The sequence below is a fragment of the Pseudarthrobacter humi genome, from assembly GCF_024294965.1.
Lineage (GTDB): Bacteria > Actinomycetota > Actinomycetes > Actinomycetales > Micrococcaceae > Arthrobacter > Arthrobacter humi.
The window spans coordinates 129,295-154,283 of record NZ_JANCLV010000009.1; the positions used below are offsets into that span (position 1 = coordinate 129,295).

The following is a 24,989-nucleotide window of genomic DNA, read 5'->3' on the forward strand; positions in this document are numbered from 1 at the left end:
CACCAGGGATGGACGACGGCGGCGCGGGGCTGGGTGCCGCCCGCCGCCGTCGAGCATGGTCGGATCACGCTACGCGGACGAAGGACGCTCCGGCCAGCCAGCTGATGGAGTGCACTTCGGTTTTGTAACCGTCCACCCCGCCACTGACAACCTGGCCGTTGCCGGCGTAGACGCCCACGTGGCCGGCCGTGATGACCAGATCCCCTGCGGCAGGTGTGCCCACCACCGGGCCGTACTGGTAGAACTGGCCGGGAGCCAGGTCACCCACGCTCTTACCCACCGAGCGCAGCGCCTTCTCCACCATGGCGGTGCAGTCCTGCTGGATGCCGAGCTGGGAGTTGGCGGAAGCCAGGATGGCCGCGCCGAGCGGGCCGGCCGGAGCCTGGGCCGCCGGTACGGACGTTGAGGCCAGCCGGATGCCGGTGTTGGTGGGGGAGGCCGGCGCCGCCGCGGGAGACGGTGTGGGAGCCGGTGCGGTGTAGCCGGCGCCGGGGATCCGGATCTGGTCGCCGGGGTAGATGATGCTGGTCAGCGAGAGTCCGTTGGCGGCAAGGACGTCGTTGAGCGGGACGCCGTGGGCGGCGGAAATCTGGCCCAGCGTGTCGCCCGAAACGACGGTGTGGACGTTGCCCGCGGCGGGGGCTGCTGCAGCGGAAGTTGAAGCAACAGCGGCCGGAGCCGCTGCCGCCGCACTGGTCTGGACCTGAGTGTTGGCAGTCCCGGAGTTGTCCGGGCCGTGGACGCCGGCCTGAGCCGGGACGCCAATGCTGAACAGCAGGCCGGATGCGGCAACAGCCACCAGGGCCGGCCGGCCAAATGTCAGGGGGTGTGTTTTGGCCGCAGTGGCCAGGCCATTCAGGACGGTAGAGCGGGCAGGAACCGCACGAAGGCGTGCGGCAGCGGAATTCTTGGACACGGTGATAGCCTCTCCCATGCCTGCGGGGTGAGCTGTCGGGTTCGGGTCGGAGATACCCGGCCGGTAGCACCGCCGCGCGGGACGGAGCGATACCGACTTAACCCCAAGGCTTCGAAAAGCCGTGGAAACGTGGTTCCCCCGTCCCTGCCAGCTGGAAAGCGACTGGATCCCGGTCAGCGGCAGGGCTCGGCATACTGGCGGGAATGTCCCGGCTTGAGCCGGGCCACCGCTTGACCATAACTTCCAGCTAGCGGCAATGTCACATTCCGGTAACGGAATGTAGGCGTGAAATCCACCCGCGCTTCATCTCGGATTCCCTCCCTCCCCGGTAACGATGTTGCAGGTCAGGCCCCGTAATCCGTATATGCCCGGTAAGCTCACCAACTATGTCCCGGATTGTTCAAAAAATGCGGCTGCCCGCCCTCGCCGGCCTGCTGGCGGCCGCCCTGGTGGGGTCGGCTGCGCTGCTTCCCTCGCATGCCGCCGACGACGCGCCGCCCGGCGGGTATCCCTCGTGGCAGGACGTGCAGAACGCCAAGCAAAGCGAGGCCGGCAAAGCGGCAGAAGTCACCAGGATCAATGGGCTGCTGGGCGGACTCCAGACTGAAGCAGAGGCGCTGGGCAACGCGGCCGTAGCGTCCGCCGCGGAGTACGCCAAGGCCGAAGCGGCACTTCAGGCCGCCACTTCCACTGTGGACGCACTCACGGCCCAGACGGCACGCGCCGCGGCCGAACTGGGACGGTACAAGAAGGAAATCGGCGCGCTGGCGGCCCAGTCGTACAAGACCGGTGGAACCAACATGGGCTTCTTCGTTGCCCTCGACGCCGTGCAGAACAACAGCATCCAGGGCCTGAATATCGTCCAGATCGTCAGCGATAAGACTGCCGCCCTGGTCAACAAATCCGCAGCCGCCGAACGCATTTCCCGTGCCCTGGCCGATCAGGAGCAGGCGGCCAGGGCCGAGCGCGAGCGCCTGTCCGGCGAAGCCAGAACCAAGCTCGACGCCGCCCAATCCGCCCAGCAGGCCATGTCCCGGCAGATCGCGGAGCAGCAGGAGCACGGCCGGGAACTGACCGCGCAGCTGGCCTCCCTCAAGGGCACCACGGCTGCGGTGGAGGGGGAGTTCCGGCAGGGCCAGGTGGCGTTGGCCGCGTATGAAACGGCGCAGGCCGCCAAGCGTGCCGCGGCGCAGGAACAGGCACGCCAACAGGCGGAAGCGACAGCCAAGGCGGCGGCCCTTGCCGCTGCGCAGAAACCGGCTCCGGCCCCACCTGCTGTACCGGGCGTGCCCGCCCCGCTTCCGGTGCCGAGCCCGACGCCGGTCCCGCCGCCCGTCGTCGTCGTGCCTTCCGTTCCGGGAGGCGCTGTCAACGACCCTGCGGGCGCCAAGAACTACGCAGCCGGGCAGCTCGGCGCCTACGGCTGGGGCCAGAACCAGTTTCCGTGCCTGGCGTCGCTGTGGACCAAGGAGTCGAACTGGCTGACCACTGCCACCAACCCGTACTCGGGCGCATACGGGATCGCCCAGTCGCTGCCGGCCAGCAAGTATGCCAGCGCCGGCAGCGATTGGCTCACGAGCTACCGGACCCAGGTCAATTGGGGTTTGTCCTATATCGCTGACCGCTACGGGTCACCATGCGGAGCGTGGAACCATTCCGTGGCCAACCACTGGTACTGACCAGCCGGAGGATGGCAGCCGCGTCACGTTCCCGGTGCCTTGGCGAATACCGCGGCGCTGAGGAATTCAATGCCGACGAAGGCTTCGTCGCCGTCCACCCAGGCGTCATGTCCGGGTGGAATGGTGTAGGAGTCGCCGGCGCTGATGCTGATCCGCGTGCCATTGGTGGTCTCGACATTGAGTGCCCCGGAAACGCAGTATCCGACGTGGTTGTTCTGGCAGGACTCGGTCTGGACCACCGGCTTGATGCAGTCCGACCAGCGCCAGCCGGGACTGAACGTCAACCGGCCGACCGTGTAGTCGCCCAGGTTGACGACATCCACTTCGGTTTTCTCCGGCCGGCGCTTCTCATCCGGTGTGTTGTGGGACTTGACTGCCAGTTCTGTGACGATGTTGGTAGGCATGGCACGCAGGCTTTCTCTGTTGGTTTTGTGTCCGGCAGCTTTCTGTCCGTGGCTGCCAGACCGCATCCGAAGCGCTTACGCTTGCCAGCATCCTCCCGCCGGCGGCGCTTGTCGAGACCCAAACCACTAGGCTTTTCCCATGCCCGATTTTGAACGGTTCCGGGTCCTGCTGGAAGAAGAGCGCGCCCGGAAACTCGAGCTGCTCCCCGCGCTCCGTGCGGACATCTCCTCGGCGAACGCCGCACGCCAGGATTCCAACATCGATGACGAGCACGACCCCGAGGGTTCCACCATTGCGTTCGAGCTGTCGCAGGCCTCGGCGCTCCTGAAGCAGAGCAGTGCGGGACTTGACCAGGTGGATGCGGCCCTGGCGCGGATTGCGGCGGGCACCTACGGTACATGCGCCGTGTGCGGGGATCCCATTGCAGAGGGGCGGCTCGAAGCCCGTCCGTCGACGCCGTTCTGCATCCTCCACGCCGCCGCCGGCCGGCAGGGACCGTAGCGGCGACGTGAACCCAGATGTCGTGAACTCCAGTGCAGTGAACTCCAGTGACCTGACTTCCAGTAGCGCGACTGGGACGGTGCTGTGAACGGGCGTGTGCAGGACGCTGCCGGCTTCATCGATGCCACCCTGCAGAATGAGGGCGCCTGGTACCGGGCGGAGGACGTGGAGGCCCGGGTGGGCGGGGTACTTGGGTCCTACGGATCGTCGGTGGGAGCCGTACGCGGCACCGTCCGCGACGCCGGCAGGAAGTTCAAGGACCTTGGCCACGATGAGGTGACCGCTTTGGCATCCCTCCTCTGGGGCCGGCCCGGTCCCGGCAGGCGCCCGGTCTATGAAAGGCGGCTCGCGGCCGTGGTGCTGCTGCAGTCCCGGGTGGCCCTCCTTCGCCACTCTGACCTGACCAGGCTGGAGGGCTTCATCAGAACCGCTCAGACCAGTGAGCTGGTGGACCCGCTGATTGCCGACGTTGTGGTTCCGTTGCTGCACGGACTGGGCGAAAGCGGCCGCCAGCGCGCCGACGTCGTCATCACCCGCTGGCACCAGGACCCCGACGATGCGCTGCGCCACGCTGCCCGGCTCATCGCGTCGCAGGGACCTGACCTGCCGCGCATTTTCGGGAACCGCGACGCGGAACGCGACTGACCCCTGTTCCCCGGTCCCCGTCAGTCGTAGTCTGGGGCTTGGAGGTGATTGCCATGGAGGCAGCGCAGGGCGACAGGATTATCGTCCGGGGGAGGACCGTCGGATCTTCGGACCGGCACGGCGTGATCGTGGAAGTCCGTGGTCAGGAAGGACATCCGCCCTACCTGGTCAGGTTCGACGACGGGCACGAAACCGTTATGTACCCGGGCGGTGATTTCGCCGTCGAACGCGGTCACTCGGGACAAGCCGGCTGACGCGCCGCGGGCGGCTGAGCGTCCGGGCCCCCGGGCACCTGTCAGACTGGTGGCATGGATCACTCCTTGGCTGCCACGTCCCCTGACGCGAACCTCACGATTCCGCCGGTCCGGACCGGTCCGCGGGACCCTGGTGACGCCTGGGTGGAGGGCGTCCGCGGCAGGTTCTGGGGCAGGTTCGGTGCCGCCGGTGTGCTGGCTTATGACCCCGGCAAAGGCGTTCTCCTGCAGCACCGCGCGCTGTGGAGCCATAACGGTGGCACCTGGGGACTGCCCGGCGGAGCATTGCACGAGGGCGAGGACGCAGTCACCGGGGCCCTCCGCGAGGCGCACGAGGAAGCCGCGGTACCGGCCGCGGATGTGAGCGTCCTCTTCACGTCTGTGCTGGATTTCGGCTACTGGTCCTACACCACCGTTGTAGTGCTGGTGACCGCGCCTTTTGAGCCCGTGATCAGCGATCCGGAAAGCCTCGAACTCCAGTGGGTTCGGTTGGACCATGTGGAGGCGAAGGAGCTCCATCCCGGTTTCGCAAAATCGTGGCCGGACCTGCGGGCGCGCATGCTGGAAGGGCGAGATTAGGGTTGCCTAAGTGCGGTGCGCCATAATGGTGTTCCGACTCCCTGCTGCGCGTGAGGAAGAACATGACCGCCCCGCTCTCCGTGTTGCTTAAACAGTCCACCAGTGCGGCGCACGAAGAAGCTGAGTCGTCCCCGTTAATGGGCGTCCTGCCCGAGGGCAGACTGGACGCGGCCGCCGTCGGGGCGCGACCGCAGCCCTCGGCCTGACCCATGGACCAGTTCCTGGATCTGCCCTTCGGCGTGGCGGCGGCCAGCCTGTTCGCCATAGTAATGCTGCGCGTCAATGTGACGTACTGGATCGGCCGGGGAGCGGCAGCCGGCGTGGAACACACTCGGTTCGCGTCGTCCTGGAACGGCCAGCGCGCCGGCCAGGCGAAGGCGCTCGTCCGCCGGTGGGGACCGTTCGCCGTGACCCTTTCGTTCCTGACCATCGGCCTGCAGACGGCCGTCAACCTCGCCGCCGGTGCGGCGAAGATGCCGCTGCGGCGCTACCTTCCCGCCGCCGTCGCCGGTTCCATCCTCTGGGCCCTGGTCTATGCCACCGTCGGGCTCGCCGCGGTGGAGGCGTGGCTGGCGCTGGCTGCCGCGTCCCCGTGGGGGTTTGCCGTGCTGGCTGCCGCGGCCGCGGGACTGATCGCGTGGCTGCTGGTGCGACGGCGGCGCCGGCCGGGGGGAAGCGCTGCCGAGCAGGCGGAGGCGGGCAATGCGGATAGGGTGGGCTGAGCCGCACACGAACAAGCGAAAGGGTCAATGTTGACTGCTGCACTCCCGGAACTGGCCGACGGCGACTACTACTACCAGGCGCTCGGCGGAGGCCACTTCCGCTCCACCATCCACGCCCAGGGGGCCTGGAATGAGCACGAACAGCACATGGCGCCCGCCTCCGGCCTGATGGCGGACAGCCTGGAGCGCCACGAGCCCCGCACCGACATGCGGATGGCCCGGCTGAGCTACGAGATCCTGGGCCTGATCCCGGGTGGCGGGTTCCACATCGAAACCACCACCCTCCGCCCCGGCCGGACCATCGAGCTCCTGCAGGCAGAACTGGTAGCCAACGGGCGGGTGGCCGTCCGCGCCACCGCGTGGCGGATGATCACCAGCGACACGTCCGCGGTTGCCGCCGTCGAGGACACTGCCATCCCGGCGCCGGATGAATGCAAACCGTTCTACGGCGCCGCCATCTGGCCAGGCGGCTACATCCGGTCCCTGGAGATGCGCGTGGCCGAGGGCCACCGGCCCGGCGCCGGCGTCGTGTGGCTCCGCACGCAGCACCCCCTGACGGATAAGGCCGACAGCGGCGACCTGGCCCGCCTGATGGGCCTCGTGGACACAGCCAACGGGATCGCGGCCAGGGTCCCGCCGGGCAAGGACAGCTATGCGTTCCCCAACCTGGACCTGCAGATCCACATGTACCGCAGGCCCGAGGGCGAATGGCTGGGCCTGGACAACGCAGTCTCCTTCGGAACCGACGGGATTGGCCTCACGTCCACTGTCCTGCACGATCTTCAGGGCCCGTTCGGCCGTGCCGAACAGATCCTGACGCTTCGCCGGACCTGACGGCCTTGCCGTGACTACCGGACCTGTGTGACTAGTCGGCGCCGGTAATGCTTTTGTAGCTTTGTACCGCATTGCGCAGGGTGGGGAAGAAATGGTCTTCTGTGAACCGTGCGCTCGCCCCGAACCGGATCAGGCGGTCCTTGATCGGTCCCTTCATTTCTGCGAAGACCAAGCTGATACCGTCCTGCGCCAGTTCATCGTCGAGCTGAATGAGCTCATCCAGCGCTGTCGTATCAAGGCCTGTGATCGGCTCGGCTGCCACAATGACCCACTTCACCGGCCAGGGCGCGGCGTCCACCAGGCCGTGGATGTGCTCGGCGAACACTTCCCCGTTGGCAAAGAACAGCGGTGCATCGAAACGGGCAATCACCAGGCCCTCCACCCGCCGGCCTTCGGGATGCCGGTCCAGGTCATGGAAGCCCGGAACGTCCGCCACGCTGGCCAGCTCAGTGCGGTAGGGATCCCAGGCGCGCTGGACAAAGGCCAGAAGGGACAGTCCAATGGCCACGGCAATTCCCGGTAGGACGCCTATAAAGGCGACGCCGAGGAATGTAACCACCAGGAGGAGGGCCTCCAGCCGGCTCATCCTGACGAGGCGCACGAGCGTTCGCACGTCAACCAGCGAAGACGCCGCCACGATCACCACGGCGGCGAGCGTAGCGGTGGGAAGGAAAGCCGTCACCCCCGGTGCGGCGACCATAAAAAGGACCACGAGCAAGGCTGCCACCACACCGCTGAGCTGCGTCTTCGCCCCGGCGTCGAGCACAATCGGGGTGCGGGAGGAGCTTCCGCTCACCGGAAAGCCGCCCAGCACCCCGGTTGCCACGTTGGCGATGCCTAAGGCCCCCATTTCCTCATTGCCGTTGACCCTCACTCCGCGGCGCGCTGCGAGGCTTTTGGACAAGGTGGAGGTGTCCGCAAAGGCAATCAGCGCGATGCCTGCTGCAGGGCCCACGAGTGACAGGACGTCGTTCATGCCGATGCCGCCCAGCGCGGGCGCCGGGAGCCCTTGCGGCAGTGCACCCACCATGGGCAGCTGTCCGGCAAGGCCCAGAGCGGCCACAACGGCGATGGAACCTGCCACGGCAAACAGTACGCTGGGCACCTGCCACGGAAGGAAGCGCCCGGCAATAATGACAGCAAGGCTGCCTGCGCCCACAGCTAGCGCTACGGGATTGATACCGCCGCTGAGGACGGCGTCCGCCAGGGACGTGAGGCGCTCAAAGAGGCCATCGGCGGAGACATCTATCCCCAGCAGCCGCGGAAGCTGACTGACGGTCACCGCCAACGCGATGCCGTTCAGGTATCCGACGCGAATGGGCCGGGACAGCAATCCCGTCACAAACCCTAACTTGAAGACCCTGCCCGCGATCAGGAAAAGGCCGATCAGGATGGCCAGCACGCCGGCCATGGTCACCGCCTTCTCCGGATCCTGCCCGGCCAGCGGAAGGATGGCGGCCGCGATCATGGGGGCCAGCGCCGAGTCCGGCCCCACAATGACAACCCGGGATGGCCCGAACACGGCATAGAAGATCATGGGCACCACGGAGGCGTACAGCCCGTTCACTGCAGGAAGCCCGCTGGCCTCGGCGTACGCCATCCCTGCCGGCACCAGGGCTGCACTCAAGACGGCACCAGCCACGAGGTCCGACTTCAGCCAGGACCGTTTGTAGCCACGCGCAACACCAACGCCCGGTAGCACCTTATTGATCCAGTCGTGCCGCACTCGGGCCTCCAAATTGGTGAAATCAGGACGCGGGGGGCTCCTGGAACGGCGTCGAATCCTGGCCATATTCGGCGGTCACCAGGATCGGCAGGTGGTCGGAGGCGCCGCGGGGCAGAGTTTCCACATTCTCGATGTTCAGTCCCAGGGACGTGGCGAAGTCGAAGTGGCCCTTGAATACCTTGTAGCGGGTGTAGGTCCTGCGGTCACTGAGGGAGAGTTCGTAGCCCGTGTTCTTCATGTGTTCGTTGAGGTTCTTCGTGAAGAAGGGGTAGTTGAAGTCACCCACCATCAGAGTCATCAGGCCGGTGCCCATACCCAGGAGTTCAGCGTGGGCCGCGTGGATCTGGTTGCGCCGCAGCGAGTTGGTGGCGGTCAGCGGAGCGGCGTGGAACGAGGCGATAACCAGTTCGTGATCGGTCTCGTTGTCCCGCACGCGCGTGCCGATGAGGCGCTCATGGGCGGGCGCCAGGACCATGTCGTGCAGGGACTTCTTGAGCGCGAAGGTCTTGGTGCCGTGGGCCGTGAACCGGTCAGGCCGGTAGTAGATGGCCAGCCCAAGGCGGTTGCCCTTGGTGGAGTCCGCGAGTTGCAGCGGACCCAGCGTGTCCGGCAGGTCTTCGGTGTCGCACTCCTGGAGGCACAGGGCATCGACGCCGAAATTCTGGGCAAGATCAACCAGTTCCCCGCTGGCCTGGTGCTTGCGGAGGTTGTAGCTAATGACGCGTATCAGTGGATTACCTCTTCTGAGGAGTAGCGGGTGGGCCCAGTTCCTGAGTTTAGCCACCAGATGGGGGATGGTGCAGCAATACACCGCTGGATGTCAGGTGGCGCGGAACAACAGCCAGCCGGCGAGGGTGGACAGTCCCGTCAGGGCGGCACCCCACAGGATGTCCACAACAACGAGCTGCAGCGGCCAGGTCTTGAGCGTGGCGGCATTCGTCAGGTCGTACGTTGCGTAGGCAAAGGCGCCCAGGGCGGCCCCATGGCCGACGGCGGTCAGCCAGCTGCCGCCGTCGAGTGCCGGCCGCAGCGCAAAGAAGACGATCCCCGCTATGTACATGACATAGAAAGCCACGGCGTAACCTAAGTGTGGCTTGTCTGCGAGCAGGTCACCGATGTGGCTGCGGTAGAACGGGTTCATGAGCTTGAGCCAGACGGCGTCGATGGCAGCGAACGCAGCCGCGACAACAAGGAAATGCAATATGACCATAAGGGAGCTTAGCAATATGCAGGACGCCGAAGCGGGACTCCGGACGCTCACCGTGGTGCGGCAGGATCATTCCCTCGGCGCCGCGCGTGACCTGGAATTCGGCCTCGAACTGCTGAACCAGGCGAAGACCGGCAGGATCGGCCCCACGCTGCGGCTGTACCGGCCCGCGCCCACTGTTGCCTTCGGCCAGCGGGATACCCGCCTGCCCGGCTTCGAGGCGGCCGCCCGGGCCTGCCGCGAGCACGGATTTGAACCCCTGGTGCGGAAGGCCGGCGGACGCGCCGCCGCCTACCACGAGGGCACGCTGGTGGTGGACCACGTCATGCCCCATGCGGACGCCATTGCCGGTTCCAAGGGCCGGTTCAGCTTCTTTGGCGAGCTGCTGGCGCAGTCCCTGCGGGACGTCGGTGTGCAGGCAGCGGTTGGCGAAATTCCGGGGGAGTACTGCCCCGGGGAGTTCAGCGTTCACGGCACCCACCCGGCCGACCCGGCGCACCGGATCAAACTCGTGGGCACAGCGCAGCGCGTGGTGAGCGGCGGGTGGCTGTTCAGTTCCGTGATCGTGGTGGAAAATTCCGCCCCCATCCGCAGCGTCCTGACGGACAGCTATGCAGCCCTGGGCCTGGAGTGGGACCCGGCCACCGCCGGCGCGGCCAACGATCTGGTGCCTGGCCTCACGGTCCGGGATGTTGTGGACGCCGTTATTGCCGCGTACGCGGGCCACGCCTCCCTCCAGCACGCCGACTTCAGCAGCTATGCAGGTTTGGATACTCGGGAGGCGTAGCCCGCGCTTGCCGGGCCGGGCCGGCTGGCCTGGTTTCCGGCCGGCGGGGCCCCTTTAGTGGCCCCGGGCGATCCATTCGTCCAGGTGCGGGGATTCGGCTCCGATGGTGGTGCTGTCGCCGTGCCCGGTCCGGACCACTGTTCCGGCCGGCAGCGGCAGCAGCCATGTCCGGATCGACTCGATGATGGTGGGGAAGTCGCTGTAGGACCTGCCCGTGGCGCCGGGGCCACCCTGGAACAGGGTGTCGCCGCTGAAGAGCGAGCCCTCGCCGTCGGGTCCGTCAGCCAGGTGGAAGGACACCGAGCCGGGAGAGTGCCCGGGGGTGTGCAGGGCCGTCAGGCTGGCCCCCGCCACCTCAATGACGTCGCCGTGCTTGATGGCGACGTCCGGTTCCACATCCGGGTAGACGTTCCGCCACAGCATCCAGTCGTCCCGGTGGAGGTGGATCGGGGCCTGGACGAGGTCCCAGAAGTCAGCTACTGAACGGATATGGTCGTCGTGGCCGTGGGTCAGCAGGATCGCCTTGAGCTTCCGGCTACCCACGGCGGCGGCAACGGCCTTGGCATCGTGCGCGGGGTCGATCACCACGCATTCCTCCTCGTTGCCCACGATCCAGACATTGTTGTCCACATCCCAGGTGCCGCCGTCAAGCGAGAATGTCCCGGACGTGACCAGCCGCTCGATCCGGACGCTCACAGTTCCACCACCGAACGCAGCACCGAACCGGAGTGCATCTTCTCGAAGGCTTCCTCCACCTGGTCGATGGTGATCCGCTCGGTCACGAACGCATCCAGGTCCAGCTTGCCCTGCTTGTAGAGGCTGATCAGCATGGGGAAGTCCCGGGAGGGCAGGCAGTCCCCATACCAGGAGGACTTCAGCGAGCCGCCGCGGCCGAAGACGTCCAGCAGGGGCAGCTCCAGGGTCATCTCCGGCGTCGGAACGCCCACCAGCACCACGGTGCCGGCGAGATCGCGCGCGTAGAACGCCTGCTTGTACGTTTCGGGACGGCCGACGGCGTCAATCACCACGTCAGCGCCGAAGCCGCCGGTGAGCTCCCGGATTTTCTCCACAGGGTCCGTCGTGGAGGAGTCCACGGTGTGGGTGGCGCCGAGGCCCTTGGCGCGGTCCAGCTTTTTCGCGTCGATGTCGACGGCGATTATGGTGGTTGCGCCGGCGAGAGCGGCGCCGGCGATGGCGGCCACGCCCACACCGCCGCAGCCGATGACGGCGACCGTATCGCCGCGCTTGACGCCTCCGGTGTTGATGGCGGCGCCAAGGCCGGCCATCACACCGCAGCCGAGCAGGCCGATGGCGGCAGCATCGGCGTCGGGATCCACCTTGGTGCACTGGCCGGCGGCCACGAGGGTCTTTTCGATGAACGCGCCGATGCCCAGGGCGGCGGACAGTTCGGTGCCGTCCTCAAGTGTCATCTTCTGGGTGGCGTTGTGGGTGTTGAAGCAGTACTGCGCCTGGCCGCGGTTGCACGCGCGGCAGTTGCCGCAGACGGCGCGCCAGTTCAGCACCACGCGGTCGCCCGGGACAACGTTGGTGACGTCGGGGCCCACGGCGCTGACCACCCCGGTGGCCTCGTGGCCCAGGAGGAACGGGAAGTCATCGCTGATGCCGCCCAGCTTGTAGTGCAGGTCGGTGTGGCAGACGCCGCTGGTGATGATGTCCACCAGAGCCTCGCCCGGGCCCGGATCCGGGACCAGGACGGTCTCCAGAGTGACCGGGGCGCCCTTCGAACGGGCTACGACACCTTTGACTTTATGGACCACGAAAGGCTCCCTCAATGCAGATAGACAGAACGGGACCAACACGGATGTTGGTCCCGTTCTGTCTACCACATGAGACGGTGCGGTCAGGCTGCGAGGCGGCTCTTGACCTCGGCAACTGAGGGGTTGGTGGCGGCGGTGCCGTCGGGGAAGAGCACCGTGGGGACTGTCTGGTTGCCGCCGTTGAGCTGCTCCACGAGTTCGGCCGTTCCCTCCACCTCTTCGATGTTGATCTCCGTGTAGCCGATGCCCTGCGCGTCCAGCTGCTTCTTCAGCCGGTTGCAGTAGCCGCACCAGGTGGTGGAAAACATGGTGATGGTGCCGTTCTCGGGGGTAAAGTCCACGGAGCTCTCCTGAAATCGTTGAGGGGGTTCGTTCCCGTCAACGGTAACCCGTGGCGGGCTATTCCCTGAGCCGGCCCGGCGGATGAGGTGCCGGATGACAGTACATAACGCTGATGGCATGCTGGAGCCATGTGTGGACGTTACGTGATGGCACGGGCCGTGGGTGATCTGCTGGCTGACTTTGATGCCCAGCTGGAAGGGGAAGTACATCTTCCGCCGTCCTGGAACGTGGCGCCCACCGACCCCGTGCCGATCGTCCTGGAACGGCTGATCGACGACGGCCCTGTGCGGCAGTTGCATGTGGCCCGTTGGGGCCTGGTGCCGTCCTGGGCGAAGGATCCGGGCATCGGACCCAAGATGATCAACGCGCGGAGCGAGACTGTGCTGGAGAAGCCGGCTTTCCGCAAGGCCGTGAAGTCACGTCGCTGCGCTGTCCCGGCGGACGGGTACTACGAATGGAAGCAGGGCACCGGCAAAGACAAGCAGCCGTACTACGTCCACCCAGGAAAAAGCGGCGGACTGGTGTTCGCGGGCCTGTATGAGTGGTGGAAGGATCCGTCCAAGGCCGAGGGCGATCCCGGACGGTGGATGCTCTCCACGTCCATCCTGACGGCAGATACTCCGCCGCCCGGTGCCGAGTCCACAATTTTCGGCAAGCTCACCGCCCTGCACGACCGCGTGCCGCTGCCCATGGACCGGGCCACGATGGCGTCCTGGCTTGACCCGCAGATCGATGACGCCGCCTTCCTCGTGGACCTGGTCCGGGCACGCGTGTTGGAAGTCGCGGCCGACTGGCATGTGGATTCCGTCGGCACCGAGGTGGGCAACGTGCGCAACAACTCCCCGGAACTCATCCGGCCCGTTGCGGCGCTGTTCTAAGCAGGCACTCGTGGCGACATGCCCCTAAACGGTGACCTTGCCGGCGTCGTCCACTGTCCACGTGGGGTTGTAGGCAACTTCCCAGCGGAAGCCGTCCGGATCGGCGAAATAGCCGCTGTACCCTCCCCAGGGCTGGGTGACCGGCGCGGCGACGATAGTGGCCCCGGCCGATGCCGCTTCCGCCATGACCCGGTCCACCGCCTCGGTGCTGGGCAGGTTGTGGCTGAGCGTGATGCAGGGGACCGGGCCGGGGACACCAACCCCCGCCTCAGCGTGCATCTGCGCGGCGTCCCACAGGGAAAGGATGAGGCCGTGGTTGACCTGGATGAACACCACATCACCGGGAAACTCGCGGTGGACAGGCCAGCCGAGGCCCTCCGCGTAGAACCGGCGGGAGGCGTCAACACTGCGAACGCCTAGTGAGATGAAGTCGACTCTGGGCTGCATGCTTCGATACTGTCAGAAGATGGCAACAATTCAAGGAAACGATAGGGACGCTTTGGCCGACAAGGAACAGCTCGCTGCTGTTCGGATTGCGGTGGACGAAGTTGACGAGCAGATTGTCACCCTCATTGCGCGGCGTGAACGCCTGATCCGGATCGCCGGAACCCTGAAGGGGGACGACGCTGAAGTCCGCGCCCCCGGCCGGGTGGAACGGGTGATCGAGCATGTCCGGGCCGCCGCGGAAAAGAAGGACATTGATCCGGACATTGTCGAATCAACGTACCGGGCCATGATCTCGGGCTTCATCAAACTCGAGATGAAGGTCCACAGAGAAAGCAGCTGACGCTGCAGCAGGTGCTGTCCGGACACCGTTCCGGCAGCACCTGCCCCGGTGTTTCCCGGAGCGCTTCGTCGACCTGGAGCGCTTCGTTGACCTAGAGCGCTTCGTCGACGGCAACGCCCGACTGGAACGCCCTGCCGTCAGCCTCGCTGAAGGCCGACATGATGTGGCCCTTGCCCAGGCCATGGACGGCCGCGACGGGGAAGTTGCCGGTGATGGTGCTGCCCGAGTGCGTCACGCCGCCAAGATCATAGTTTTCCTCGGCAGTCTGGTCATGGCTGAACGAGTAGAAGGCAATGGCCTCCCCGTTCATGAACTCAATGCCCAAGCGTCTTTGCGATGAGTAATCAGGGCTCGCCGCCACCAGTCCCACTACGTACGCACCTGCCCCCGGTATGTTGCCGTCGATATCAAAGGTTGCCACGAGCTTTTCGTCCTGGGCTTTGATGCTTACGTGCTTGAGGAGTGCGTCATTGGTGCTCATGCCACAATCCTGCCTCCCTGCTGCCCGTCCGTCCACCCCTGTCTAGGTTTTGTCGGAGCGTCGTCGTAGACTCAAGGTATTCGAATATGTATTCGAATACCTTGCTTTTGCATCAGCATTTTTGCATCTGCTCCGTTCAGTTCCGGGAGGCGCCATGGGTATGTTCAGCGAGTCCGTGGACGTCGTGTGCACCCCCGCCGGCCAGCCGCTGAGCCTCCAGTGGGCCGGACGGCACTACACGGTGTGCGCCGAGCCCGTCCGGTGGTATGAACGCCGGCAGTGGTGGACCGAGGAACGCCGTGCGCCGCTCGGCAGCGGGCCGGGGCTGGTGGACCACGAAATCTGGCGCGTCCAAGTGCAGGCGGACCCGCGGGGTGCCGGTCCCCGGGATGCCGGAGAGCCGCTCACCCTGGACCTGAGCCGGCATACCGGCAGCGGCCGCTGGAGGCTCCTGCGGATCCACGACGCCCTCCGGCCACACACAGCATGAGCTTCTCCCACCTTCACGTTTCCACGGCCTTCAGCGCACACTATGGCGTTGCCTGGCCCGACGAACTGGCCCAGGTTGCCGCGGCGGACGGCGCAACCGCGCTCGCCTGCACGGACCGGGACGGCCTCTACGGCACCATCAAACACCTCAAAGCCTGTATGGAAGCCGGCATCGACCCCATCGTGGGGGTGGACCTTGCGGTTTTCGACGACGACGGCGACCACCGCACCCAGCTCGCCGGCAGGGTAGTGGTGCTCGCCCGCGGCCACAACAACGGGGCGGGCTACCGCGCACTGTGCCGGCTGGTGTCCGATGCCCATGCCCGCACCTCCGGCAAAGCCGGAGGAGCGGTGCCCGTGGCGGTCACCCGCGCCGAACTCGCCTCCCGCACGCTCGACCCCAAAACCCTGAAACCGGTCCTGACGGTCCTGATCGGCCCGGATTCCGACGTCGGACGGGCCATGAGCGGCCGGCGCTACCTCCGTCCGCGCACCCTTTTCAAAAGCTGGCTGGACGCCATGCCCCCAAGAACCCTGGTGGCGGAAGTCGTTTCCCAGCTCACTGCCCCTGGAGCGCCCCTGAGCACCGCCCACGCAGTACGAATGCTCAAACTCGCGGAAGAGCACCACGTACCCGCGGTGCTCACCAACGCGGTCCGCTACTGCGCAGAGGACGGCGCCGCCACAGCGGACGTACTCGACTCCGCCCGGACGCTGAAGTCACTTCCCGAGCTCGCGGCCGAGCCGCTGCTCCAGCCCAACGGGCAGGCCTGGCTCAAATCATCAGCGCAGATGCTTCAGCTCGGCAAGGAAATCATCCGCGCCGCAGGGTATGGCGCAGCGGACCTCAAACAGCTGATGGCGCAGACCGAGGCGCTCGCCGACTTCTGCCGGATTGACCCGGTGACTGACATGGGCTGGAAGCAGCCGGTGGTCCCCGAGGCATCGGTCATTGGCATCAGCCAGGACCCGCACGATGAACTGGTGCAGCGCTGTGAGGCCGGGATCAGCAGGCGGTTCCCCGGAATATCAGGCTCAGCCCACAAGGACATGCGCTCGCGGCTGGAGCACGAGCTGGGGATCATCAGGAACCTCGGGTTTTCCTCCTATTTCCTCACGGTCGCGGAGGTCTCCCGGATGATCATGGACATGGGGGTCAGGGCAGCCGCCCGCGGTTCCGGGGCCTCCAGCCTGGTCAACTACCTGATTGATGTCAGCCAGGTGGACCCCCTGCAACACGACCTGATCTTCGAACGCTTCCTATCCCGGGACCGGGCCACGTTGCCGGACATCGACATCGACGTCGAAAGCGCCGAACGGCACAACGTGTACCGGCGGATCTTTGACCGCTTCGGTTCTGAGCGCGTCACGCTGATGAGCATGCAGAACGGGTATCGCGCCCGCGGTGCCGTCCGCGACGCCGGGATGGCCCTGGGGATGGACGATGACGACGTCGGTGAGATCGCCAAGCAGCTGTGGCGTTTTTCGGCCCGGAAATTCCGTGAGGCACTGGTTGAGAAACCTGAGCTGCGGGAATTCGCCGGGCGCGTGGAACAACGGGACTTCGCCGAAAACCAGCAGCTTGACCTGCTGGTGGACCTCACGGAACGGCTGGACCGGCTGCCCCGCCATATCTCCATGCATCCCTGCGGGGTGATCCTGGGCGATGCCACGCTGCTTGACCGGACCCCCGTGCAGCCCAGCGGGCTGGGGCTGCCCATGAGCCAGTTCGATAAACACGACATGGATCCCATGGGCATGCTCAAGCTTGATGTCCTGGGGGTCAGGATGCAGAGCGCGATGGCGTTTGCCGTCCGGGAAGTCATCCGGATCCATCCTTCCAAAGCGGAAGTGGTGGCGGCAGGGGCCCACCCTGCAGGTCCTGACGGGACCGGGCCGGAGTACATCGCCGAGAACGGCCACATCGACCTCAACGCCGTGCCGCTGGATGATGAACCAACCTACGAACTGATCCGCAGCACCCACACCCTGGGCTGCTTCCAGATCGAGTCACCCGGCCAGCGTGAACTGATCGGCAAGCTGGCGCCGCGTGAGTTCAATGACCTCATCATCGACATTTCTCTGTTCCGGCCCGGCCCCATGAAATCGGACATGGTGCGGCCCTTCCTGGAGCACCGGCACGGCTTCTCGCCGGAGGTCTACCCGCACCCGGACCTGAAACCTGTGCTGCAGGAAACGCATGGGGTCACTGTCTTCCACGAACAGATCCTGAAAACCTTTGATGTAATGACCGGCTGCGGCCTGGCGCGCGCGGATGAGTTCCGCCGGGCGCTCGGCAACGAGGTCCACGAGCTGAAAGTGGAAGAGTTCTTCCGCAGGGAGGCCCGGATCAAGGGGTACACCCCGGAAGTAGTGGACAAGGTCTGGGGGACCCTGAAAGCCTTTGGCAGCTTCGGCTTCTGCAAGGCGCACGGTGCGGCATTTGCCGTTCCCACCTACCAGTCCGCGTGGCTCAAGACGCACCACCCCGAGGCTTTCCTGGCCGGGCTGTGGGAACACGATCCCGGCATGTACCCCAAACGGCTCCTGGTGGCAGAAGCCCGCAGGCTGGGCATCCCCATCCTGCCGCTGGACATCAACCGCAGCCAGGCCGAGTACCGGGTGGAACGGGTGACGGACGGACCGGACACCGGCAAGCTGGGGATCAGGCTGAGCCTTAACGGCATCTATGGCCTGTCCGGGACCGAGCTCAAGCGGATTGTCGCCGGCCAGCCCTACGACTCCCTGGCTGACCTCCGTGCCCGGTCCAGGCTGAGCAAGCCAAGCATCAAAAGGCTCGCCCAGCTGGGTGCCTTTGACTCCCTGCACCGTGAATCGGGAGGCGCCGCCAACCGCGCAGACCTCGTCCAGCACCTGCAACAGCTCCAGGCCGCGGGCGGTACCCGGAAGGGCCTCGACATCATGGACGGTCAGCTGTCCCTTCCGCTGGGGGATGTGGAGCTGCGGAACGTCAAGCCCGGGCTTCCCGCGCCCACCCTGGTGGAAAACGTCCGGGCAGAACTGGACCTGATGGCCATAGATGTCAGCGGGCACCTGATGGACAGCCACCGGCCCATGCTGGACCGGCTGGGTGTCACCACTGCAGACAAACTGCTGGGCCTGCGCAACAACACCGAGGTGCTGGTGGCAGGGGTGCGCATCGCCACCCAGACACCGCCCATGCGCGGCGGCCGGCGGGTGGTGTTCATCAGCATCGACGACGGCACCGGCTGCGTCGACTCCGTGTTCTTCCATGAAGCCCAGGAACAGGCGGGGCTGCTGCTGTTCGGCACCAGGCTGCTGCTGATCCGGGGCACCACCCGGCGGACAGGTCCCCGGGGAATCAGCCTGAGCGCCAGCATGGCCTGGGACCTGAGCCGGGTGGAAACCCTGCCGTTCGCGGCGGATCGGGTGGAGAGCACCGATGTGCCGCATCCTTTGGACGGGATCAGCCGAAGCCTGGCGATTACCGGAATGGGCGGCTGAGCGGCTGCGGGTCCCGTTGGTCGGCCTCCCGGGAAACCGATAGCATTGACGATGGCTGGCTGTGGTCCCCGTACGCCGCAAGCTATGAAGCCTAAAACTTTGAATAGGAGACACCCGTGTCAGATGCCCAGCAGATCACCCTCATCGTCGATGGCGAAGAGACCAAGGTGACTACCGGGACAACCGGTGCGGAACTCTTCTTTGAGCGCCGCGATGTTGTTGTTGCCCGCGTCAACGGCGAGCTGAAGGACCTGGAGCAGGAGCTGCCCGAAGGCGCCGAGATCGAGGGCGTCACCATCGATTCCCCGGACGGCCTGGACGTCCTCCGCCACTCCACCGCCCACGTCATGGCCCAGGCCGTGCAGCAGCTGCGCCCGGACGCCAAGCTGGGCATCGGCCCGTACATCACCGACGGCTTCTACTTCGACTTCGACGTCGCTGAACCGTTCACCCCCGAGGACCTCAAGACCCTCGAGAAGATGATGCTCAAGATCGTCAACCAGAACCAGAAATTCGTCCGCCGCGTGGTCAGCGAGGACGAGGCCCGCGAGGCCATGAAGAACGAGCCATACAAGCTCGAACTCCTGGGCAAGAAGAACAACGCCGCCGAGGCCGGTGAGGGCGTCAACGTCGAGGTCGGCGCCGGCGACATCACCATCTACAACAATGTCGAGCGCAAAGAGGGCACCACGGTCTGGTGCGACCTCTGCCGCGGCCCGCACCTGCCCAACACCAAGCTCATCTCCAACGCCTTCGCCCTGACCCGGTCCTCCTCCGCGTACTGGCTGGGCAACCAGAAGAACCAGCAGCTGCAGCGCATCTACGGCACCGCCTGGCCCACCAAGGACGCGCTCAAGGCCTACCAGGAGCGCATCGCCGAGGCCGAGCGGCGCGACCACCGCAAGCTCGGCGTCGAACTTGACCTGTTCTCCTTCCCTGACGAACTGGGCTCCGGCCTGCCCGTGTTCCACCCCAAGGGCGGCATTATCCGCAAGGAGATGGAGGACTACTCCCGCCAGCGCCACGTCGACGCCGGCTACGAGTTCGTCTACACGCCCCACATCACCAAGGGCCACCTGTACGAAGTCTCGGGCCACCTGGACTGGTACAAGGAAGGCATGTTCCCGGCCATGCATGTGGACGCGGAACTCAACGAGGACGGCACCGTGCGCAAGCCCGGTCAGGACTACTACCTGAAGCCGATGAACTGCCCCATGCACAACCTGATCTTCCGCTCGCGTGGACGGTCCTACCGTGAACTGCCCCTGCGCCTCTTCGAATTCGGTTCGGTCTACCGGTACGAAAAGTCCGGCGTGGTCCACGGTCTGACCCGGGTCCGTGGCATGACACAGGACGACGCCCACATCTACTGCACCCGCGAGCAGATGAAGGACGAGCTCACCAAGACCCTGACGTTCGTGCTCGACCTGCTGAAGGACTACGGCCTGAACGACTTCTACCTGGAGCTGTCCACCAAGGACCCGGAGAAGTACGTCGGCGAAGACGCAGCCTGGGAAGAAGCCACCCGGACCCTCGCCGAAGTGGCTGAGGAATCCGGCCTGGAACTGGTTGCGGATCCGGGTGGAGCGGCCTTCTACGGCCCGAAGATCTCCGTCCAGGCCAAGGACGCACTCGGGCGAACCTGGCAGATGTCCACCATCCAGCTGGACTTCAACCTCCCGGAACGCTTCGAGCTGGAATTCCAGGCAGCCGACGGCACGCGCCAGCGTCCTGTGATGATCCACCGTGCGCTCTTCGGTTCCATCGAGCGGTTCATGGGCGTGCTCACCGAGCACTACGCCGGCGCGTTCCCCGCGTGGCTTTCCCCCGTGCAGGTGGTGGGCATCCCGGTGGCCGAAACGTTCAACGAGTACATGTTCGACGTCGTTGACCAGCTCAAGGCGGCCGGCATCCGCGCCGAGGTGGATACGTCCTCGGACAGGTTCCCCAAGAAGATCCGCACCGCCAGCAAGGACAAGATCCCGTTTGTCCTGATCGCAGGCGGCGACGACGCAGAGGCGGGCGCGGTGTCCTTCCGCTTCCGTGACGGGAGCCAGGACAACGGCGTGCCGGTGGCCGTGGCCGTCAAGCGGATCACGGAAGCCGTCCGTAACCGGACCAGCTAGCGGAAACGGATAAGAACACGGTGCAGGAGAACACAGGCGCAGGCTATCCAGGGGATGCCGGCGTGACAGATGACTATGAGCTCGCGGGCGTGCCGGATGCTTTCCAGCGCCTGTGGACTCCGCACCGGATGGCCTACATCAAGGGCGGCCAGCACCAGTTCAAGAACGAGAACGACTGCCCCTTCTGCGTGGGTCCGGGCCGGACTGACGAGGAAGCCCTGATCGTCTACCGGGGGAAGACCTGTTACGTGGTCCTCAACCTGTTTCCCTACAATCCGGGGCACCTCCTGGTCTGCCCGTACCGGCACGTCCCGGACTACACAGACCTCACGGTGGAAGAGACCGCGGAATTTGCGGAGATCACCCAGACGGCCATGCGTGTCCTGCGCAAGGTGGCGAACCCGGGCGGGTTCAACCTCGGCATGAACCAGGGCGTAGTGGGCGGGGCAGGAATCGCCGCGCACCTGCACCAGCACATCGTGCCGCGCTGGGGCGGGGACGGCAATTTCTTCCCCATCATTGCCCAGACCAAGGCCGTCACGCAGACCCTGGATGAAGTCCGCCAGCAGGTTGCTGAGGCCTGGCCCGGGGAGACGGATGCTGAATAGGCATGCGCGCGGGTTTTTCACCGCGCTTCTCACTCCGGTTGCGCGATGGCTCCTGAAAATCGGTGTTTCCCCTGATGCTGTGACGGTCATCGGAACCGCCGGCGTGGTGGTGGGTGCGTTGGTCTTCTACCCCCTCGGCCAGCTCTGGTGGGGGACCCTGTTCATTACCGCGTTCATCTTTTCGGACGTGCTTGACGGCATTATGGCCCGGCTGCGGGACACCGGCGGCCGCTGGGGAAACTTCCTGGACTCCACCCTGGACAGGATTGCCGACGGCGCTCTGTTCGCGGGTGTGGCCATCTGGTTCTTCACCGGGGGCGGCGACTACGCCATCGCCGTCGCCGCCATGCTGTGCCTCGTTTTGGGCATGGTGGTCTCGTATGCGCGGTCCAAGGCCGAATCCCTTGGCTTCACGGCGAATGTGGGCATCGCCGAGCGCGCCGAGAGACTGGTTTCGGTGCTGGTGGTCACCGGATTTACCGGCCTGGGATTGCCCCCGGTGGTTCTTCTGGTGACGCTTGGACTCCTGGCCCTGGCCAGCCTCATCACGATCATCCAGCGCATAGCCACCGTCCATCGCCAGGCCTTTGCGGAGTCCGCAGCTTCGGATTAAGCCTGATTAAGCCCGCCGCCTGCCGTGGGACTAGTATTGTGACTGCCCGGTCAATGGATCCGGCAACCCGGTGCGTGTACTTTCGGTTTCTTGCCGCCCTCACGCCCGGCGAAGATCATCTATCTACCCATAGGGGTTTTTGTGTCTACACCTGATGTAAGCAGCGAAGCCGGTTCGTCCGCGAACAGCGTCACGGGCAGCAACCGCGTCAAGCGCGGCATGGCTGAGATGCTCAAGGGCGGCGTCATCATGGACGTCGTCAACGTTGAACAGGCCCGCATCGCCGAAGACGCCGGTGCCGTTGCAGTGATGGCGCTGGAACGCGTTCCGGCCGATATCCGTGCCCAGGGCGGCGTGTCCCGCATGTCGGACCCGGACATGATCGAGGCGATCATCGCAGCCGTCTCCGTGCCGGTCATGGCCAAGGCCCGGATCGGCCACTTCGTGGAGGCCCAGGTCCTGCAGTCGTTGGGCGTGGACTACATCGACGAGTCCGAGGTCCTGACCCCGGCCGACTACGTCCACCACATCGACAAGTGGAACTTCACCGTTCCCTTCGTCTGCGGCGCCACGAACCTTGGTGAGGCGCTGCGCCGCATCAACGAAGGCGCGGCCATGATCCGTTCCAAGGGTGAGGCCGGCACCGGCGACGTCTCCAACGCCACCGGCCACATGCGCCAGATCCGCGCAGAGATCGCCAAGCTCGCGGCCCTGCCCGAGGACGAGCTCTACGTCGCGGCCAAGGAGCTGCAGGCCCCGTACGACTTGGTCAAGGAAGTTGCCGCCGCCGGCAAGCTCCCCGTGGTGCTGTTCACCGCCGGCGGCATCGCCACCCCGGCCGACGCTGCGATGATGATGCAGCTCGGCGCCGACGGCGTGTTCGTCGGCTCCGGCATCTTCAAGTCCGGCAACCCGGCCCAGCGCGCCGCCGCCGTGGTCAAGGCCACCACGTTCTTTGATGACCCCGACGTCATTGCCAAGGCCTCCCGCGGCCTCGGCGAAGCCATGGTGGGCATCAACGTCGACGAGATCCCGCAGCCGCACCGCCTCTCCGAGCGCGGCTGGTAACAGCTCCAAAAGCAGTACGACGGCGGCGGGTCACCTTTTCGAAGGTGGCGCGCCGCCGTCGTCCGTTAACCCATCTAACTCGCAGTTAACGTCGCGAAAATCGCTTTTCACGACGTTAAGTGCCAGCCATTTGGGGAGGGGGTTACTCCAGGCCGCGGCGTTTCAGCAGGGGCTCCAGCCGGGCGTCTCGGCCGCGGAGCGCGCGGAAGGATTCCAGCGGGTCCCTGCTGTTGCCGCGGGAGAGCAGCTCCTGGCGGAAGCGTTCGCCGTTGTCGCGTGTTAGGCCGCCGTTTTCGGTGAACCAGTCCACGGTTTCGGCATCCAGCACCTCACTCCAGATGTACGAGTAATAGCCGGCCGCATAGCCGGCCCCCGCGAAGATGTGCTGGAAATAGCCGGTGCGGTATCGCGGCGGGATCAAGGCATGGGCCACGCCCGCGGCCGCGAGGGACTTCGCCTCAAACGCCAGGACGTCGTCGGGGATTTCGGTTTCGTCCAGCACATGCCACCCCAGGTCCAGCAGCGCGGCACCGAGGTATTCCACGGTCCCGAAGCCTTCGCCCCAGAGCCGTGAGTCGTTCAGCTTGTCCACCACCTGCTGCGGAAGCGGTTCGCCGGTGGCATGGTGCCGGGCATAATTGGCAAGCACCTCCGGCCACAGGATCCACATCTCGTTGACCTGCGACGGGTATTCCACAAAGTCACGGGGGACAGCAGTCCCGGCGAACCGCGGATACGTCACGTTCGACAACAAGCCGTGGAGTGCGTGTCCGAACTCGTGGAACGTGGTGCGCAGCTCGTCCAGCGTCAGGAGTGTGGGCTCGCCTGCCGGCGGCTTGGAGATGTTGAGGTTGTTGATCACCACGGGCCGGGTGCCCAGCAGGCCCGACTGGTCCACCAGCGAGTTCATCCAGGCGCCGCCCCGCTTGGATTCGCGGGTGTAGTAGTCGCCCAGGAACAATCCCAGTCCGCTGCCGTCCTGGTCCCGGACTTCCCAGACGCGGACGTCCGGGTGGTAGCCTGCGAGCTCCTTGCGTTCGTGGAAGGTGATGCCGTAGAGGGACGTGGCGGCGAAGAAGACGCCGTCCCGGAGTACGCGTTCCAGCTCGAAATAGGGGCGGAGCGCCTGCTCGTCCACGTCGTACTTTTCCCGCCGCACCTTGGCTGAGTAGAACGCCCAGTCCCAGGCCTCCACCGGATGCCCTGCAGCCTCGGACAGGGCCGCAGCCTCGGCGTCGGCATTACGCACGGCCGCCGGGGCCAGCCTGGTCAGCATGGACTGGACCGCGTCAAAGTCGCGGGCTGTCTGGCGGTCCACCACGAGTTCGGCATAGTTGGCGAAACCCAGAAGGGCTGCCTTTTCAGCGCGCAGGCGGGCCGTCGACCTGGCCAGTTCCAGGACGTCCAGGCTGCCGCCGTCGCTGCCCCGGCCGATGGAAGCTTCAAACAGCCGGCGGCGGATGTCCCGGTTTTCGAGGGCAGCCAGGGCGGGCTGGTTGCTGGGCTGGATCAGCGTCAGCAGGAATTTTCCGTCGTGGCCAACGGCGCGGGCCGCCTCAGCGGCGCTGGCGACATCGTCTGCGGGCAAGCCGGCCAGGTCGGCTGCTGTGTCCAGCAGCAAGGCAGACGATTTCATGGCCTCCTTGACCCGCTGGCCAAACTCCGTGCCCAGTTTGGACAGCTCCGCGTTGATTTCCTTCAGCCGTTCCTGGTCCGGCTTTTCGAGCTGGATCCCGGACTGGCGGAATTCCTTCACGTACTCCTCCACAAGCCGGACGGACTCACCGTCATGCCCGGAGGTGTCAATCGCCGCGAACCTGTCGAACAGTGCCCGGTTGAGGTAGACCTCGTCCTGATGCGCCGAAATGCGGGGTGAGAGTTCGGTTTCCAGGTCACGGATTTCGTCTGTTGCGTCGGCTGAGGCAAGGGTGAAGAAGGAGTCGGCCGCCCGCTGGTGTTAACGCCAACCGAAAATAGGGCCAATAGTGCCAATTGAAAACGGGGCCACGGGGTTGTGGTTCTATTGTGCCGTACTGGCGTCGGGTTGGTGTCTTTTGAGCCGGTAGCTGTTGCCTTTG

The 24,989-nt window shown here is 65.7% G+C and carries 28 protein-coding genes and 1 riboswitch; of the genes, 17 read left to right on the plus strand and 11 right to left on the minus strand.

Annotated elements, in window-relative coordinates; translation table 11 throughout:
• Window positions 1-64: 64 nt before the first annotated feature.
• A complete protein-coding gene (locus tag NFC73_RS14115) occupies window positions 65-916 on the minus strand; it encodes a C40 family peptidase (RefSeq protein WP_254751187.1) in 852 nt (283 codons plus the stop codon).
• A 2-nt stretch (window positions 917-918) separates the two neighbouring features.
• Window positions 919-1,087: riboswitch (cyclic di-AMP (ydaO/yuaA leader) on the minus strand.
• Between the two features lie 215 nt (window positions 1,088-1,302).
• Here NFC73_RS14115 and NFC73_RS14120 point away from each other — a divergent pair.
• Window positions 1,303-2,595 (plus strand): aggregation-promoting factor C-terminal-like domain-containing protein, encoded by a 1,293-nt coding sequence (locus NFC73_RS14120; RefSeq protein WP_254751189.1) that lies wholly within the window; start codon window positions 1,303-1,305, stop codon window positions 2,593-2,595.
• 23 nt (window positions 2,596-2,618) lie between these two features.
• Here the strand turns inward: NFC73_RS14120 and NFC73_RS14125 are convergent, their stop codons facing one another.
• The gene (locus NFC73_RS14125) at window positions 2,619-2,999 is read right to left on the minus strand and encodes a cupin domain-containing protein (protein WP_254751191.1); all 381 of its coding nucleotides are present in this window, start codon (window positions 2,997-2,999) and stop codon (window positions 2,619-2,621) included.
• Window positions 3,000-3,138: 139 nt separating this feature from the next.
• On the opposite strand from NFC73_RS14125, the gene NFC73_RS14130 reads away from it, so the two are divergent.
• The 7 genes from NFC73_RS14130 (at window position 3,139) to NFC73_RS14160 (ending at window position 6,535) form a co-directional block, all read left to right on the plus strand.
• Window positions 3,139-3,501 carry a TraR/DksA family transcriptional regulator gene (locus NFC73_RS14130; RefSeq protein ID WP_254751193.1) on the plus strand — a complete coding sequence of 121 codons (363 nt, stop codon included), beginning with the start codon at window positions 3,139-3,141 and terminating at the stop codon, window positions 3,499-3,501.
• Between the two features lie 84 nt (window positions 3,502-3,585).
• Window positions 3,586-4,146, plus strand: a complete 561-nt coding sequence (locus tag NFC73_RS14135) for a DNA alkylation repair protein (protein WP_254751195.1) — start codon at window positions 3,586-3,588, stop codon at window positions 4,144-4,146.
• A 53-nt stretch (window positions 4,147-4,199) separates the two neighbouring features.
• Window positions 4,200-4,400: a DUF1918 domain-containing protein gene (locus NFC73_RS14140; protein ID WP_254751197.1), complete on the plus strand. Its 201-nt coding sequence runs from the start codon at window positions 4,200-4,202 to the stop codon at window positions 4,398-4,400.
• Window positions 4,401-4,454: 54 nt separating this feature from the next.
• The gene (locus NFC73_RS14145) at window positions 4,455-4,979 is read left to right on the plus strand and encodes an NUDIX domain-containing protein (RefSeq protein WP_254751199.1); all 525 of its coding nucleotides are present in this window, start codon (window positions 4,455-4,457) and stop codon (window positions 4,977-4,979) included.
• 62 nt (window positions 4,980-5,041) lie between these two features.
• Complete coding sequence (locus NFC73_RS14150; protein WP_254751201.1) at window positions 5,042-5,185, plus strand: hypothetical protein; 144 nt, start codon at window positions 5,042-5,044, stop codon at window positions 5,183-5,185.
• Between the two features lie 3 nt (window positions 5,186-5,188).
• Complete coding sequence (locus NFC73_RS14155; RefSeq protein WP_254751203.1) at window positions 5,189-5,701, plus strand: DedA family protein; 513 nt, start codon at window positions 5,189-5,191, stop codon at window positions 5,699-5,701.
• A gap of 30 nt (window positions 5,702-5,731) precedes the next feature.
• The gene (locus NFC73_RS14160; protein ID WP_254751239.1) at window positions 5,732-6,535 is read left to right on the plus strand and encodes a thioesterase family protein; all 804 of its coding nucleotides are present in this window, start codon (window positions 5,732-5,734) and stop codon (window positions 6,533-6,535) included.
• Between the two features lie 31 nt (window positions 6,536-6,566).
• Here NFC73_RS14160 and NFC73_RS14165 read toward each other — a convergent pair whose 3' ends face one another.
• The 3 genes from NFC73_RS14165 to NFC73_RS14175 form a co-directional block, all read right to left on the minus strand.
• Window positions 6,567-8,261, minus strand: a complete 1,695-nt coding sequence (locus tag NFC73_RS14165; protein ID WP_254751205.1) for a SulP family inorganic anion transporter — start codon at window positions 8,259-8,261, stop codon at window positions 6,567-6,569.
• Between the two features lie 22 nt (window positions 8,262-8,283).
• Window positions 8,284-8,988: an endonuclease/exonuclease/phosphatase family protein gene (locus NFC73_RS14170; RefSeq protein WP_254751241.1), complete on the minus strand. Its 705-nt coding sequence runs from the start codon at window positions 8,986-8,988 to the stop codon at window positions 8,284-8,286.
• Window positions 8,989-9,081: 93 nt separating this feature from the next.
• The gene (locus NFC73_RS14175) at window positions 9,082-9,471 is read right to left on the minus strand and encodes a DUF2177 family protein (RefSeq protein ID WP_254751207.1); all 390 of its coding nucleotides are present in this window, start codon (window positions 9,469-9,471) and stop codon (window positions 9,082-9,084) included.
• A 16-nt stretch (window positions 9,472-9,487) separates the two neighbouring features.
• Between NFC73_RS14175 and NFC73_RS14180 the strand changes: the two genes are divergently transcribed.
• Complete coding sequence (locus tag NFC73_RS14180; protein ID WP_254751243.1) at window positions 9,488-10,255, plus strand: lipoate--protein ligase family protein; 768 nt, start codon at window positions 9,488-9,490, stop codon at window positions 10,253-10,255.
• Window positions 10,256-10,309: 54 nt separating this feature from the next.
• Here NFC73_RS14180 and NFC73_RS14185 read toward each other — a convergent pair whose 3' ends face one another.
• The 3 genes from NFC73_RS14185 to NFC73_RS14195 form a co-directional block, all read right to left on the minus strand.
• A complete protein-coding gene (locus tag NFC73_RS14185) occupies window positions 10,310-10,951 on the minus strand; it encodes an MBL fold metallo-hydrolase (protein WP_254751209.1) in 642 nt (213 codons plus the stop codon).
• A complete protein-coding gene (locus tag NFC73_RS14190; RefSeq protein WP_254751211.1) occupies window positions 10,948-12,033 on the minus strand; it encodes an S-(hydroxymethyl)mycothiol dehydrogenase in 1,086 nt (361 codons plus the stop codon). Before NFC73_RS14190 ends, NFC73_RS14185 begins: the two co-directional genes overlap by 4 nt.
• Before the next feature lie 83 nt (window positions 12,034-12,116).
• Window positions 12,117-12,374 (minus strand): mycoredoxin, encoded by a 258-nt coding sequence (locus tag NFC73_RS14195; RefSeq protein WP_131133128.1) that lies wholly within the window; start codon window positions 12,372-12,374, stop codon window positions 12,117-12,119.
• A gap of 147 nt (window positions 12,375-12,521) precedes the next feature.
• On the opposite strand from NFC73_RS14195, the gene NFC73_RS14200 reads away from it, so the two are divergent.
• On the plus strand, window positions 12,522-13,253 hold the full coding sequence (locus NFC73_RS14200) for an SOS response-associated peptidase (RefSeq protein WP_254751245.1): 732 nt from the start codon (window positions 12,522-12,524) through the stop codon (window positions 13,251-13,253).
• Window positions 13,254-13,277: 24 nt separating this feature from the next.
• On the opposite strand, the gene NFC73_RS14205 is transcribed toward NFC73_RS14200, so the two are convergent.
• Window positions 13,278-13,700 (minus strand): VOC family protein, encoded by a 423-nt coding sequence (locus tag NFC73_RS14205; RefSeq protein WP_058932327.1) that lies wholly within the window; start codon window positions 13,698-13,700, stop codon window positions 13,278-13,280.
• A gap of 19 nt (window positions 13,701-13,719) precedes the next feature.
• On the opposite strand from NFC73_RS14205, the gene NFC73_RS14210 reads away from it, so the two are divergent.
• Complete coding sequence (locus NFC73_RS14210; protein WP_141140757.1) at window positions 13,720-14,040, plus strand: chorismate mutase; 321 nt, start codon at window positions 13,720-13,722, stop codon at window positions 14,038-14,040.
• Window positions 14,041-14,131: 91 nt separating this feature from the next.
• Here the strand turns inward: NFC73_RS14210 and NFC73_RS14215 are convergent, their stop codons facing one another.
• Window positions 14,132-14,521, minus strand: coding sequence for a hypothetical protein (locus tag NFC73_RS14215; RefSeq protein WP_254751213.1), 390 nt, complete (start codon window positions 14,519-14,521; stop codon window positions 14,132-14,134).
• Window positions 14,522-14,675: 154 nt separating this feature from the next.
• Here NFC73_RS14215 and NFC73_RS14220 point away from each other — a divergent pair, with 154 nt between their 5' ends.
• The 6 genes from NFC73_RS14220 to pdxS all read left to right on the plus strand — a co-directional run bounded on the left by NFC73_RS14220 (window position 14,676) and on the right by pdxS (window position 22,911).
• A complete protein-coding gene (locus NFC73_RS14220; RefSeq protein WP_254751215.1) occupies window positions 14,676-15,011 on the plus strand; it encodes a DUF6504 family protein in 336 nt (111 codons plus the stop codon).
• Window positions 15,008-18,496: a DNA polymerase III subunit alpha gene (locus tag NFC73_RS14225; protein ID WP_254751217.1), complete on the plus strand. Its 3,489-nt coding sequence runs from the start codon at window positions 15,008-15,010 to the stop codon at window positions 18,494-18,496. Before NFC73_RS14220 ends, NFC73_RS14225 begins: the two co-directional genes overlap by 4 nt.
• A gap of 116 nt (window positions 18,497-18,612) precedes the next feature.
• Window positions 18,613-20,622, plus strand: a complete 2,010-nt coding sequence (gene thrS, locus NFC73_RS14230; RefSeq protein ID WP_254751219.1) for a threonine--tRNA ligase — start codon at window positions 18,613-18,615, stop codon at window positions 20,620-20,622.
• Window positions 20,623-20,642: 20 nt separating this feature from the next.
• Window positions 20,643-21,230, plus strand: coding sequence for an HIT family protein (locus NFC73_RS14235; protein ID WP_254751221.1), 588 nt, complete (start codon window positions 20,643-20,645; stop codon window positions 21,228-21,230).
• Window positions 21,220-21,843, plus strand: a complete 624-nt coding sequence (gene pgsA / locus NFC73_RS14240) for a phosphatidylinositol phosphate synthase (protein WP_254751223.1) — start codon at window positions 21,220-21,222, stop codon at window positions 21,841-21,843. Before NFC73_RS14235 ends, pgsA begins: the two co-directional genes overlap by 11 nt.
• A gap of 141 nt (window positions 21,844-21,984) precedes the next feature.
• Complete coding sequence (gene pdxS, locus NFC73_RS14245) at window positions 21,985-22,911, plus strand: pyridoxal 5'-phosphate synthase lyase subunit PdxS (RefSeq protein ID WP_308292687.1); 927 nt, start codon at window positions 21,985-21,987, stop codon at window positions 22,909-22,911.
• Between the two features lie 142 nt (window positions 22,912-23,053).
• Here pdxS and NFC73_RS14250 read toward each other — a convergent pair whose 3' ends face one another.
• A complete protein-coding gene (locus tag NFC73_RS14250) occupies window positions 23,054-24,811 on the minus strand; it encodes a M3 family metallopeptidase (protein ID WP_254751249.1) in 1,758 nt (585 codons plus the stop codon).
• Window positions 24,812-24,989 lie beyond the last annotated feature (178 nt).

What these genes read in the sequence shown, in the direction of transcription:
- NFC73_RS14155 (WP_254751203.1), top strand. Translation starts at nt 5,189, where the DNA reads ATGGACCAGTTCCTGGATCTGCCCTTCGGCGTGGCGGCGGCCAGCCTG.
- NFC73_RS14180 (WP_254751243.1), top strand. Translation starts at nt 9,488, where the DNA reads ATGCAGGACGCCGAAGCGGGACTCCGGACGCTCACCGTGGTGCGGCAG.
- NFC73_RS14150 (WP_254751201.1), top strand. Translation starts at nt 5,042, where the DNA reads ATGACCGCCCCGCTCTCCGTGTTGCTTAAACAGTCCACCAGTGCGGCG.
- NFC73_RS14130 (WP_254751193.1), top strand. Translation starts at nt 3,139, where the DNA reads ATGCCCGATTTTGAACGGTTCCGGGTCCTGCTGGAAGAAGAGCGCGCC.
- NFC73_RS14140 (WP_254751197.1), top strand. Translation starts at nt 4,200, where the DNA reads ATGGAGGCAGCGCAGGGCGACAGGATTATCGTCCGGGGGAGGACCGTC.
- NFC73_RS14205 (WP_058932327.1), bottom strand. Translation starts at nt 13,700, where the DNA reads ATGCAGCCCAGAGTCGACTTCATCTCACTAGGCGTTCGCAGTGTTGAC.
- pgsA (WP_254751223.1), top strand. Translation starts at nt 21,220, where the DNA reads ATGCTGAATAGGCATGCGCGCGGGTTTTTCACCGCGCTTCTCACTCCG.
- NFC73_RS14200 (WP_254751245.1), top strand. Translation starts at nt 12,522, where the DNA reads ATGGCACGGGCCGTGGGTGATCTGCTGGCTGACTTTGATGCCCAGCTG.
- NFC73_RS14225 (WP_254751217.1), top strand. Translation starts at nt 15,008, where the DNA reads ATGAGCTTCTCCCACCTTCACGTTTCCACGGCCTTCAGCGCACACTAT.
- NFC73_RS14175 (WP_254751207.1), bottom strand. Translation starts at nt 9,471, where the DNA reads ATGGTCATATTGCATTTCCTTGTTGTCGCGGCTGCGTTCGCTGCCATC.
- NFC73_RS14220 (WP_254751215.1), top strand. Translation starts at nt 14,676, where the DNA reads ATGGGTATGTTCAGCGAGTCCGTGGACGTCGTGTGCACCCCCGCCGGC.
- NFC73_RS14125 (WP_254751191.1), bottom strand. Translation starts at nt 2,999, where the DNA reads ATGCCTACCAACATCGTCACAGAACTGGCAGTCAAGTCCCACAACACA.
- NFC73_RS14120 (WP_254751189.1), top strand. Translation starts at nt 1,303, where the DNA reads ATGTCCCGGATTGTTCAAAAAATGCGGCTGCCCGCCCTCGCCGGCCTG.
- NFC73_RS14215 (WP_254751213.1), bottom strand. Translation starts at nt 14,521, where the DNA reads ATGAGCACCAATGACGCACTCCTCAAGCACGTAAGCATCAAAGCCCAG.
- NFC73_RS14210 (WP_141140757.1), top strand. Translation starts at nt 13,720, where the DNA reads ATGGCAACAATTCAAGGAAACGATAGGGACGCTTTGGCCGACAAGGAA.
- NFC73_RS14145 (WP_254751199.1), top strand. Translation starts at nt 4,455, where the DNA reads ATGGATCACTCCTTGGCTGCCACGTCCCCTGACGCGAACCTCACGATT.